The organism is Dokdonia sp. R86516, assembly GCF_044596715.1.
Lineage (GTDB): Bacteria > Bacteroidota > Bacteroidia > Flavobacteriales > Flavobacteriaceae > Dokdonia.
Window position 1 is genome coordinate 3,270,049 of sequence record NZ_CP138998.1, and the last position, 12,886, is coordinate 3,282,934.

A 12,886-nucleotide genomic window follows, 5' to 3' on the forward strand; every position below is an offset into this window, starting at 1 on the left:
ATACAAGACCGTGGGCGGCTGATTGCCAAAGGACATGTTTTTCATCTCAAGATAAGCCACATCCATGTCAGTTGCATACTTGCAAATTCCCGCCATCGTATGGCTCCTCTTCAAAATCAGAACACCTCAAAAGTCGTTGAAATATCGAAGAGTTGGGTGTAGATCAAGTTAGAGTATATCCGCTAGGATTTTAAAGCTCCCACCCTACCAATCAGCCGTCCACAGGCCACTACTCAAAAATGCCTAGGGCTTGCATCTAAATTATAGAAAGCTCGAGACGTGGTTGCAACCAGCCACAACTATTACATAACGCGAATACGACATTTTTGAAAGCTCTACGCGCGGCGCACAACTCCAAAATTCATTGTATATTTAGATCAAACAAACAAGACCATAAATTAAAGCAAACCAGCAAAATGCCGCACTCGCTTTATGCAGTGGCCTGTTAGCTTTAATTCTTCCGAACAATGAAAATCGTAACCGAAAAAATAAATAACGAACCAAATCATTCCATCTCGAAAAAGGATGTGAAAGCGATTATCGAAATTGTTCCTGATGATTGGATTGGAATTGCTCACATTTTTTCAATTTCTTCTCAACTATTTGAGAATTCGAATTGGGACAGACCAGTTATTCAGAATAACACAACGTTCAAAATATTATCACGCGGAATTGACCGAAACGAAATAATAAAAGAATTACTAATTGAATTGGCTATTAGACCAACCAAAACGTATCCACCGAAAGGACATTCTTTGACAAAATCACAACGGAAAAAATTAGAGGAATTGATAATGCCATATTATAATAAATTAACTGAATAAAAAGGAATTATCACTCAAACGGAATTTGAGCAAGTATGCGGAATTGAAAAGCGGAATAACAATAAAACCTGCTCACTCAAATGTGTCACAACTAAAAGCTAACAACGTGTATAATTAATTGCTTGTTTTAAGGCTACTTACGAACATTCCTGCGGAATATTCTATTTGTGATTTATTTGCTAACTTAGTTGCTTAAATCACGCAACTAACCATACACAATCACGTGGACGGCTGATTGCCAAAGGACATGTTTTTCATCTCAAGATAAGCCACATCCAAGGCAGTTGCATACTTGCAAATTCCCGCCATCGTATGGCTCCACTTCAAAATCAGAACACCTTAAAAGTCGTTGAAATATCGAAGGGTTGGGTATAAATCAAGATAGAGCAAATCCGCTAGGATTTTAAAGCTCCCACCCTACCAATCAGCCGTCCACAGGCCACTACTCAAAAATGTCTAGAGAATACATCTAAAGCATAGAACCTCGAAACGTGGTTGCAACCAGCCACAACTACAGCATAAAGCGAATGAGACATTTTTGAAAGCTCTACGCGCGGCGACAGATTCACAAATAAGTGTATATTTAGACAATCAATTAATAAACAAAAAATACAGGCTACCCAGCAAAATGCCGCACTCGCTTTATGTAGTGGCCTGTTGCCATTCATTTTGAACAAAATCATAGATTAGAATAATATGACAGAAAAAATAATTCAATATTTAGATAAAATCGAAAAGGAAAAAGAGATAAAAATTCTTTTGGCTTGTGAAACAGGTTCAAGAGCTTGGGGATTTCCTTCACCTGACAGCGATTTTGACATTAGAATTATCTACGTTCATAAAAAAGATTGGTACTTATCACTTTCCGAGAAAAAGGATAGTATCGAACTAATGTTTGAAAACAACGATATTGATATAACGGGTTGGGATTTACGAAAATCCTTGAGACTTTTGCAAAAATCTAATCCGCCTTTATTAGAAAGAATTCAATCACCTATTCTTTACAAATCCGATAGTGCCTTTTTAGCTGAAATAAATGAATTGGCAAATTCTCAATATTCAAGAATTGCCACAATTCATCATTACTTGAGTATGGCTAAAAAGTTCACAGAAGAACTGAAAGAAAATGAAGACTATAAATTAAAAAAGTTCTTTTACGCTTTACGTTCTGCAACTGCTTGTAAATGGATTTTAGAGAGAAAAGAAATGCCACCAATTGAGTTTCAAAAAATGATTGATGGATTAAATATTGAAAGTAATTTATTAAACCGCATTGGCGAATTAATAGAGCTTAAAGCTACAATAAGTGAAAGCTATTTACACAAAGGAGAAAATGAGCTAATTAGTTTTATCGAGAATTGTATAAATTCTGCTGATGAGCAAAGGAATTCATTGCCTTCATCAAATGGAGATGCAAAACAGTTAAATTCATTCTTCCTAAAAATGCTTTCCCAAAATGACAATTGAATTTTTAAAAGAAAATGACTTAATAATTCTAGAATGTATTAGCGGAAGCAAAGCATATGGACTTGATACACCAAGTTCTGATACAGATATAAAAGGAGTTTTTTTACTACCAAAAAATGATTTTTATGGCCTTGAATATACACCTCAAGTTAGTAACTCAACAAATGACATTGTTTACTATGAATTAGGGCGTTATATGGAGTTGCTTTCTCTAAACAACCCAAATATCCTAGAACTTCTTAACACGCCAGAATCAGCAATAATTTATAAACATTCGTATTTAGATGCAATCAATTCAAAAATGATTTTATCTAAACTATGTAAAAACACATTTGGAAAATTTGCTTTATCTCAAATTAAGAAAGCTAAAGGTTTAAAAAAGAAAATTGTAAACCCAGTTGGAAAAGAACGAAAAAATGTTTTGTCGTTTTGCTATGTAAATTATGGACAAGGTTCAATAACTCTTTCAAGATTTCTAGAACTTAAAAATTGGAAACAAGAAAACTGTGGACTAATCAACATTGCTCATATGAAAGATGTTTTTGGTCTATTTTATAATGAACAAATCAATTATAACGGAATTATTAAAAACGATTTATCAAACGATATTCGTTTAAGTTCAATACCAAAAGAGGAAAAACAAGAAGCTCTACTCTACTTCAACAAAGATGGTTATTCTAAATATTGCAAAGAATATAAAGAATATTGGGATTGGGTAGAAAATCGGAACGAAGTGCGTTATGAAAACACTCAAAGTCACGGAAAGAATTATGATGCAAAAAATATGATGCATACTTTCAGACTTTTAGAAATGGCAATTGAAATTGGTAAAAAGAAAGAGATTAATGTGAAGCGACCAAACAGAGAGTTTTTACTTGACATTAAAAGTGGAAAATATGAATACGAAGACCTTTTAGAAATGGCTAAAGAACTACAGGATGAAATGGATTTGGTCTTTGAGAATTCTGACTTACCAGAAAAACCGAATATTGAATTTATCAATAAACTCACATTTGAATTAAGAGATAAATTTTATCAGAATGAGTAGAAAAACGAAATGGCAACAACGTGTATAAAACATAGCTAGTAACTGCTAAACCCAAAAGTTTGTGACTATTTACAAAGTTCCGCCAAATTTTTTATTTGGTTATATTTATAAAAGAAAATTCAACATAAAAATAAAAAATTCGGCTCGTGCTAAATCCGAGAAATTAGCGTTTATTTATACGCTACGTTTCATACACAAGACCGTGGACGGCTGATTGCCAAAGGACATGTTTTTCATCTCAAGATAAGCGATATCCAAGGCAGTAGCATACTTGCAAATTCCCGCCGTCGTATGGCTCCTCTTCAAAATCAAAACACCTCAAAAGTCATTGAAATACCGAAGAGTTAGGTATCGATCAAGTTAGAGTAAATCCGCAAGGATTTTAAAGCTCCCACCCTACCAATCAGCCGTCCACAGGCCACTGCTCAAAAATGTCTAAAGTACACATCATAATTATAGAAAGCTCAAACGTTGTTGCAACCAGCCACAACTACAGTATAAAGCGAATGTTGTGCCTTCCTCTCGCTGTGCTCGTCGGAGGCAGGTTTGAAAGCTCCACGCACGGCGAAGGAACCACAAATAACTGTATATTTAGACAATCAATTAATAAACAAATAAATACAGGATATCCAGCAAAAATGCCGCACTCGCTTTATGCAGTGGCCTGTTGCCCATAATTTAAAAAATCGAACAAATATGAAAAAGATACTTTTGATTGTAGTAATTTTTATAATCAATTTCCAACTACATAGTCAAGAATATATAACTGCTGACAATTTTAAATTTAAATTTATTAAAGCTAAAAAAGCTGTTGGTGGAAATTATGTCTATACTATAAAGACAACAAAGGATGTAAAGAAAGTACAAGTTAGGTATAAAATGAAATCTGTATCTGGAGAAAAAGACGATTTTGACCCAAATAAATTTTATTTAGTTTCTGATGAATACAAAAAGAGAATTAGACCATTAGATGTTAGGCATAATTATGCTGCAGGATGGATATATATTGGATTTGGCCATTTAGTCAATTTCCAACCTAAAGATAAGAAATTAAAAGAATGGCTTTCATACAAACCTGAAGTCGAGAATACATTTAATGATTATAAAATTGAAGGTTATCAAGATGTTTGTCCTAACATTAATTTTGGAACTAAAAGAAAACCGAAAATGGCATCACCTTATTTAGACCATAAGGAATTGAAATCTTGTAAAGTCGACTTGTACTTTTCTTTACCGAAAGAATTAAAAAAATTCCGAATTTATTACGGAACTGAATTAATTTCTGACAATAAAATAAAATAAAACTATGGGCAACACCGCATAAAAAAAATTGCTGGTAAAAGCCAATTTACGAAAGTCCTCGCGGACTTTCTATCTGTGTTTTGTTTGCTAACTTTAATGCTTAAACACGCAACGAAATCATACACTAGACCGTGGACGGCTGATTGCCAAAGGACATATTTTTCATCTCAAGATAAGCCACCTCCAAGGTAGTAGCATACTTGCAAATTCCCGCAATCGTATGGCTCCGCTTCAAAATCAGAACACCTCAAAAGTCGTTGAAATATCGAAGAGTTAGGTATAGATCGAGTTAGCGTAAATGAGCAAGGATTTTAAAGCTCTTTGTGTATTTCTATTGATTATCGGTGATGGACTGACTAAGCGGTTCTTTGATGCCTTCCTCTCGCTATGCTCGTCGGAGGCAGGGCTCAATAATGTCTAGGGTATATATCTAAAACATAGAAAGCTCACACGTAGTTGCAAGTGTGCTTTCCTCTCGTTCGTCCCTCTCTCGTCGGATGCAAGAACTACAGCATAAAGCGAATATTGTGCCTTATTATTAATCTTATCCAGCATCATTCTCTCAGTCGCTAACTCCTTCGTCGATGATGAGAGAGGCAAGTTTGAAAGCTCTACGCGCGGCACACAACTCCAAAATTCATTGTATATTTAGATCAAACAAACAAGACCATAAATTAAAGCAAACCAGCAATTCTGATAGCTATCGGGAGCCGCACTCGCTTTATGCGGTGGCCTGCTGTGTGCAATTTGGGAAAATTTAGCTCTTATACCAATTTTTGGTATATTTGAGAAAATTAGTAATCAAATGAACAAAAACACATCAATATCACTCGGAAATTATTTTGACCAATTCGTTCAAAGCAGAATAAGTGAAGGAAGGTTTAAAAACGTTAGCGAAGTCATTCGTGCTGGATTAAGACTTTTAGAGGAAGAAGAAAGTAAAGTAATAGCTTTGAAAACTGCAATACAAGAAGGAATTGACAGCGGAATAGCTCACGACTTCGACCCAAAACAACATCTTGAATCGCTAAAAGCGAAAAAGCATTCGAATGGCTCAATATAAGTTGACAAACAAAGCTGTAGAGGATTTATCAAAAATTTGGGATTATACGTTTGAGGTTTGGTCTGAACAACAAGCTGACAAATATTACGATGGACTAATTTCTAATTGTCTAGAAATTGCAGAAAATCCTGATTTTGGAAAAAGCTACGAAGGAATATCAAAGCAACTTCTCGGAGTTAAGGCAAATCGACATATAATATTTTACAGAACTCTGAATGAAAATTATGTTGAGATAACAAGAATATTGCACGAAAGAATGGACTTAAAGAAAAGAATAACTGAATAAAAAACTGCACACAACAATGGCTATAAGTAATTGCTCGTTCTCGCCTACTTCTAAAAATCCTCGCGGATTTTCAGTTTGGTATGTACTTGCAAAGTTTAATGCAAACCCACGCAACTACTCATAGTCGAGACCGTGGACGGCTGATTGACAAAGGACATGTTTTTCATCTGAAGATAAACCAAATCCAAGACAGTAGCATACTTGGAAATTCCCGCCGTCGTATGGCTCCGCTTCAAAATCAGAACACCTCAAAAGTTATTGAAATATCTAAGAGTTGGGTATAGATCAAGTTAGAGTATATCCGTAAGGATTTTAAAGCTCTTTGTGTCTTCTTATAGATAAACGGTGATGTTGTGACCAAATGGTTCCTTGATGCCTTCCTCTCGCTATGCTCGTCGGAGGCAAGTTTGAAAGCTCCACGCGCGGCAACAGAACCACAAATAACTGTATATTTAGACAATCAATTAATAGACAAACAAATACAGGCTATCCAGCAATCCCGATAGATATCGGGAGCCGCACTCGCTTTATGCAGTGGCCTGTTAGGCAACATATGAAAAAACACATTCTGCTAATATTGATAATTCTGAGTTTTACAGCAAAATCAATTGCCCAAGATTGTGAATACAAGGAATATTATCCTTTGGTAGAATTGGCTCGTAAAAATTATTCTGACAAAAATTATAACGAGGTGGTAAAGAATTTAAAAATTGCCTTTGCCAAAACTGAACATCCTTTTGGAGCAGATTTGCATTTCGCTTTAGCGGTTGCTCAAAAACAAAAGAATAATGAATGGGCCGAACAGATTGCAATGCGATTAGCAAAAGGCGGTGTTCCTTTACAATATTTCAGGTATCACAAAAAATCTGAATGGTACGATGCATTTAATGCTAATTTCAACACTTATTCGGATTATTACAAAGAAAACTACAACCAAGAATTAAGAAATAGCTATGTAGCATTACTCAATCGTGACAGAGAATTTAACAGTACATATCACGATTGGCGAACTCGAAAAATTGAATTGACTTTGGATGAACTAATTAATGGAGCTTCGGAAATCATTTCAGATTTTGACCAAATGACGGATAAATATGGATTTCCTAATGAGAAATTAATGGGTTACTACTATGTTCGTCGGAAAAATAGTATTGAGCATTATAATTCCGAAGTTTTAATAATTCATATTTACCAACGTGGAGTATTAGTTTTTGAAAATGAAATTGACAAGATAGTTTGTGATGGCGGATTACACCCAAAATACGAAGAAACACTAAAGAAAATCCGAGGATTTGGTAATAGTACTGGAGTTGAACAAGAAATGAAAGTGAGGTATGCAAAATACAGAGGAACTGAATAAAATACGTTGCCTAACATTGTATAAAAATAATAGCGGTTTAATCGCTAAAAGAAAAGTAAGTAAATATAAAAAAGGTCTGTGTTTAAACGGAAAGTTAGTGCTTGAAAATCCGCCACTAATCATACACAAATATGTGGACGGCTGTTTGCCAAAGGACATGTTTTTCATCTCAAGACAAGCCACATCCAAGGCAGTAGCATACTTGCAAATTCCCGCCATCGTATGGCTCCGCTTCAAAATCAGAATACCTCAAAAGTCATTGAAATATCGAAGAGTTGGGTGTAGATCAAGTTAGAGCAAATCCGCAGGGATTTTAAAGCTCTTGGTGTCTTTCTATTGATTATCGGTTATGGCATGACTAAGCGGTTCTTTCATGCCTTCCTCTCGCTATGCTCGTCGGAGGCAGGGCTCAAAAATGTCTAGAGAATACATCTAAATCATAGAAAGCGCGAAATGTTGTTGCAACCTGTGCATTCCTCTCGCTCGTACCTCACTCGTCGGATGCATGAACTACAGCATAAAGCGAATGTTGTGCCTTATTGTAAATCTCATCCTGCATCATTCTCTCAGTCGCAAGCTCCTTCGTCGATGATGAGAGAGGCAAGTTTGAAAGCTCCACGCGCGGCGACAGAACCACAAATAACTGTATATTTAGACAATCAATTAATAAACAAAAAAATACAGGCTATCCAGCAGTCCCGATAGCTATCGGGAGCCGCACTCGCTTTATGCAGTGGCCTGTTGTGCTTAATGTTGAAAAAAATGAAAACTGAGAAAATAATCGGATTTGTATGGTTAGTTTTTGGTCTTCTATATTCCTATCAAGGTTTTTATTATTTATACGAATATTCGACACCTGGAGCTTTGTGGGTTTATATGATTCCAATTATAATAGCTTATACAAAAATCGTTGGCGGAATATTGTGTTTGCTAATCGGGATTAAATTTGTTGGAGAAAAATCTGAAAATAATTACCTGATATTACCCCTAACTTTTCCTTTAATTATCTATTTGATAATTGACATAATTCAATATGGAATTTCAACGATTTACTTTTCTGGAGAAAAGATATTACTATTGATTTTAATTACTATATCATTCTATAAATTAAAAAGTAAAATTGGAATTATCAATCTTACTAAAAAACTGACAGAAAATAAATTTAAGGTAATCGGAGTTCTAACATTGGGATTTATGCCATATTTAATTGCTAAACTAACGACCTATGACCTTTATAAGTTCCTGCATTGATGGAAAAACACTAAGCACAACAAAACCTATAAACAATGCGGGCTGCGGGCTTTAACGAAAGGTTTGCATATTTTTATGAAGTCCGCAAAATCTTTCGGATTTTGCTTTAAACAAGGAAAAGAAAAAACAAAACAAAAAGATTTTGTTATGTGCGTGGCGGAAAGCAAACGCTAGTTTGTTCCCGTACTGTTCATAGCTCAAACCGTGGACGGCTGATTGCCAAAGGACTTGTTTTTCATCTCAAGATAAGTCACATCCAAGGCAGTAGCATACTTGCAAATTCCCGCCGTCGTATGGCTCCGCTTCAAAATCAGAACACCTCAAAAGTCATTGAAATATCGAAGAGTTGGGCATAGATCGAGTGCGAGTAAATCCGCTAGGATTTTAAAGCTCTTGATGTCTTTCTATTGAATATTGGTTATGGCATAACTAAGCGGTTCTTTGAGGCCTTCCTCTCGCTATGCTCGTCGGAGGCAGGGCTCAAAAATGTCCAAAGAGTACATCTAAAACATAGAAAGTGCGAAACGTTGTTGCGCTTGTGCATTCCTCTCGCTCGTACCTCACTCGTCGGATGCAAGAACTACAGCATAAAGCGTCCCGAAGTACATCGGGATTTGAAAGCTCTATGCGCGGCGACAGAACCACAAATAACTGTATATTTAGACAATCAATTAATAAACAAACAAATACAGGCTATCCAGCAGTCCCGATAGCTATCGGGAGCCGCACTCGCTTTATGCAGTGGCCTGTTGGCAACAATATGAAAAAAACCGCTTTCACATTAATAATTCTGCTCTTAACATTGAGCAGTTGTGCACAAGAAAATAATTGTGCCGAATTTAAAACTGGCAAATTTCGCTACGCTAAAGAAGGAATGCCTGAGAAAATTGTGCGGACTGAAAATATGCAAATTGAGACAAATCCAAATGACAAAATTGTAGTGAAAACCGCAATTGAATGGACTTCGGATTGTGAATATACAATGACTTACAAAGAGATTTTAAATCATCCAAAAGACGTGAGTAGCGTAATTGGAAAGAAAATTTATTGCGAAATTGTGGAAACGAATGGAAATCGACTAAAAGTTCACGCAAAGAGCGATACAATGGATGAAGTTTTGGAATTTATAAAAACAGATTAAGAAGGCGTGAAAAGGATTTTATATTTAATCTTGTGCTTAACTTTAAATTCGTGCTTTATGTTTAAAGATGACGGAATTGAAGTAAAAATAAAAAACAACACAAACGAACCGATAACGAATGTTGAATTCACAACGACTGAAAGAATTGACATCATAAAAATTGACCGAATAGAACCAAATAAAAGTACGACTGAATTTTTATCAATGCAGAAGAATAAGGCTGATGGAGCTTACTCGCTGACTTTTACTCGTGCGGACGGAAAAAAGGAAAAAAGAGGTGGCGGATATTATACAAATGGAGGCTCACTTGACCATTGGATTGACTTTATTGTGGAAAAGGACACAACGATTGTGAAATTTGACGCGCCTATTTATTGATTATGAAAAAGTTATTATTAAAAAAGATTTCAGTACTTACCATCTTTTCAGTTCTCTTAATTTTGTTCTGTCTTTTAATAATGATTTTTGACTTCAAAGCTGTGAATGACCCTTTCGGCTATGGATTGATAGCAATGACAGTGGGAATTGGTGTCGGGTTATTCGAATATTTCTTGATTTTTCATTATCGCTAATTATTAAAAAACAAGATAACCCTAAATATAACGGAATTAATAATTTTAAGTCTATTTTTATATTCTGTTTAGTCGAAATAAATACTGCAGACAACAAAGAACTGAGGTAAGAACAAGCCTACTTCTACAGAGCTCAGCACAGGCTTTTAAGCTAATTTTGATCTATAATTTTCATCGTAGGGTCGTCTTGATTTTATGGTGGCAAAGGCTTGTTTTGATAGCTTATTTTTCACTGTTATCACTATATTTTTGAATCTCTTGCTTTTGTTATACTTTCGCGAAAGCGTGCTTACATTATTAATATTTTACATTATGCTACGCACCATATCCCTTAAAATTTATTGAACACTCATTACGGTTTTTTACATTTAACAGTAGTATTTTAACACTCATAATGTATAGCCCCTAACCTTTGCTATTTAATATCCATACAGAAATAAAATACAGAACAGATGAAAAGAATTTTTAAATTTATACTTAACCTTATTGCAATATTGCTCTTGCTGTTGGGAATTTTTGTAGTAGTTAATTACACCCTTTTAAAAAGGGTCGTTACTTATCCTGCTAACGAGGAGATTTCAAATTCAGCATGGTATACACCTAAAGCCATTATAGAAGGAGATAACACGACAAACTACGTACTAACTGATAGCTTAACAATTGATAAAATAGTTTTAGATGAAATTAGCTCATATGCAGAAAGTCAACATAGTAATGCCTTACTTGTTTTACACAATGGTAGATTACAATTAGAAAAATACTATAATGGAACGACTAAAGAGTCAACATCAAACTCGATGTCTATGGCAAAAACCATTACTTCTATATTGATAGGAATAGCTATCGATGAGGGTCACATAACGTCTGAGAAAGAGCTAGCTTCTACATATATTTCAGAATGGCAAAACGACAAAAGAAACACTATTACTATTGAGGATTTATTATTGATGCAATCTGGTTTGAGAGTGGACAATAATGTGCAGAACATATTTTCAGACGTTATAAGTCTGTATATGGGTACAGACGTAGAAGATACAGCTCTTAAAATACCTTTAAGTAAAGAACCTGCCACGGCATTTGAATATAATAATGCAAATACACAGCTCCTAGGAATTATCCTTGAAAGAGCTACAAAATTGCCACTAGAAGAATATGCTTCTTCTAGGTTATGGAAACCTATAGGAGCTGCAAATGCAGGATGGTGGCTTGATAAAGAGGATGGGATGCCTAGAACATTTTGTTGTTATTTTGCACAAGCAGAAGACTGGATGATTATAGGACAGTTACTTTTACAAAATGGTATGTGGAACGGAGCACAAGTAATTCCAAAACCATGGATATCAAAGATGCTCACACAGAGTACCCTAGAGAAAGATTATGGCTTTCAAATATGGCTAAATTATGAATCTGGAGGAAATCGTGAAAAGGATAGAACATCTCCATTTCTAGCAAAGAATTTTTTAATAGACGGCACTCACAACCAAGAAGTAATTGTTGTTCCAGAAGAAAATATTGTCCTTGTGCGCATAGGTGAAAAGCCCTCTAGCTGGGATGAATCTTTTATGATTAATAAAATACTTGTTTCTCTTAATAAAGAACAATCGTTAGATGTTAATTAAGACCCATTGAGGTAGATAAACAGTCTACCTTGGTTAAATTAAAACGGAATTTTGAGGTTATATTGATCTATAGTTTTCATCAAAAGTTCTTCCTGACTTTATGATGGCACAGACTTGTTTTAAGAGCTTATTTGCAAATACGATGAGTATTAGTTAAGGCTCTACGCGCGGCGACAGAACCACAAATAACTGTATATTTAGACATTAATTAATAAGCAAATAAATACAGGTTATCCAGCAATCCCGATAGCTATCGGGAGTTGTAATCGCTCTATGCAGTGGTCTGTTACAAGTAAGCCTACAAAAACTCTCAATTATGGAAAAAAACTCATTTAATGGACTTTCGTGGATGACAGATGCAATAAAGCAACAATTGGAAAAAAGAAATGAAATTGTGAGTAATGAAGATATTAAAGGTCTGTTTTCATTGCGTGATAATTCTGATTTCTCCATCGCATTACATGAAATTCTAGTAAAGAGATATAATAAAGACCCTAATTCACTAAATCAGAAACAACTGAATTTATTTCTTTGTATGCACTTAGAAAATGCGGGACAAGCAGATAGTATATTAAGTTTTCTACAAGAATGGTTTCCTGAACACAAAGAGCAGGTAGTAATATCTTTAAATGAAATTGGCGCAACCGAGTCTGCCAAAATAATTAATCTAGCTATAGATTTAATACCCAAAGATAATACTTGGTTTTTCAAAACTTCTAATGAAGTGAGTGAAGAAAAAATGATGGAATTTGACAGTGCTTTTTCCAATTATCCAGATGGATTTATGCGAGATTTATATCGTAAATATGCTGATGATAATAAGAATCATTTCTAATCATAAGAATGTAAGTAAAAAAACCTATCTACAATTTTATAAAAAACACAGAGCGTTTTTGTTTGATCGAAAATTAATTGTCTAATTACAAAGTCCCAACTCCAAAGTTCATTGTATA

Annotated in this window: 12 protein-coding genes; all 12 read left to right on the top strand. The window is 34.8% G+C overall.

Annotated features, from left to right (window positions below; translation table 11 throughout):
• The first annotated feature begins 467 nt into the window (after positions 1 to 467).
• Complete coding sequence (locus SJY23_RS14630) at positions 468 to 824, top strand: hypothetical protein (protein ID WP_396596918.1); 357 nt, start codon at positions 468 to 470, stop codon at positions 822 to 824.
• 696 nt (positions 825 to 1,520) lie between these two features.
• On the top strand, positions 1,521 to 2,291 hold the full coding sequence (locus tag SJY23_RS14635) for a DNA polymerase beta superfamily protein (protein WP_396596919.1): 771 nt from the start codon (positions 1,521 to 1,523) through the stop codon (positions 2,289 to 2,291).
• Positions 2,281 to 3,339 carry a DNA polymerase beta superfamily protein gene (locus SJY23_RS14640; RefSeq protein WP_396596920.1) on the top strand — a complete coding sequence of 353 codons (1,059 nt, stop codon included), beginning with the start codon at positions 2,281 to 2,283 and terminating at the stop codon, positions 3,337 to 3,339. Before SJY23_RS14635 ends, SJY23_RS14640 begins: the two co-directional genes overlap by 11 nt.
• A gap of 696 nt (positions 3,340 to 4,035) precedes the next feature.
• Positions 4,036 to 4,641, top strand: coding sequence for a hypothetical protein (locus tag SJY23_RS14645; protein WP_396596921.1), 606 nt, complete (start codon positions 4,036 to 4,038; stop codon positions 4,639 to 4,641).
• Positions 4,642 to 5,446: 805 nt separating this feature from the next.
• A complete protein-coding gene (locus SJY23_RS14650; protein ID WP_208155460.1) occupies positions 5,447 to 5,704 on the top strand; it encodes a type II toxin-antitoxin system ParD family antitoxin in 258 nt (85 codons plus the stop codon).
• On the top strand, positions 5,691 to 5,990 hold the full coding sequence (locus SJY23_RS14655; protein ID WP_396596922.1) for a type II toxin-antitoxin system RelE/ParE family toxin: 300 nt from the start codon (positions 5,691 to 5,693) through the stop codon (positions 5,988 to 5,990). The genes SJY23_RS14650 and SJY23_RS14655 overlap by 14 nt, the downstream gene beginning before the upstream one ends.
• Positions 5,991 to 6,543: 553 nt before the next feature.
• Positions 6,544 to 7,350, top strand: a complete 807-nt coding sequence (locus SJY23_RS14660) for a hypothetical protein (RefSeq protein WP_396596923.1) — start codon at positions 6,544 to 6,546, stop codon at positions 7,348 to 7,350.
• A 762-nt stretch (positions 7,351 to 8,112) separates the two neighbouring features.
• Positions 8,113 to 8,601 carry a hypothetical protein gene (locus tag SJY23_RS14665; RefSeq protein WP_396596924.1) on the top strand — a complete coding sequence of 163 codons (489 nt, stop codon included), beginning with the start codon at positions 8,113 to 8,115 and terminating at the stop codon, positions 8,599 to 8,601.
• Between the two features lie 571 nt (positions 8,602 to 9,172).
• Positions 9,173 to 9,742 (top strand): hypothetical protein, encoded by a 570-nt coding sequence (locus tag SJY23_RS14670; RefSeq protein WP_396596925.1) that lies wholly within the window; start codon positions 9,173 to 9,175, stop codon positions 9,740 to 9,742.
• A 57-nt stretch (positions 9,743 to 9,799) separates the two neighbouring features.
• Positions 9,800 to 10,120, top strand: a complete 321-nt coding sequence (locus tag SJY23_RS14675) for a hypothetical protein (protein ID WP_396596926.1) — start codon at positions 9,800 to 9,802, stop codon at positions 10,118 to 10,120.
• A gap of 646 nt (positions 10,121 to 10,766) precedes the next feature.
• Positions 10,767 to 11,933, top strand: coding sequence for a serine hydrolase domain-containing protein (locus SJY23_RS14680; RefSeq protein WP_396596927.1), 1,167 nt, complete (start codon positions 10,767 to 10,769; stop codon positions 11,931 to 11,933).
• Between the two features lie 316 nt (positions 11,934 to 12,249).
• Entirely contained in the window at positions 12,250 to 12,768 is a 519-nt protein-coding gene (locus SJY23_RS14685) for a hypothetical protein (protein ID WP_396596928.1), read from the top strand.
• Positions 12,769 to 12,886: the final 118 nt, after the last annotated feature.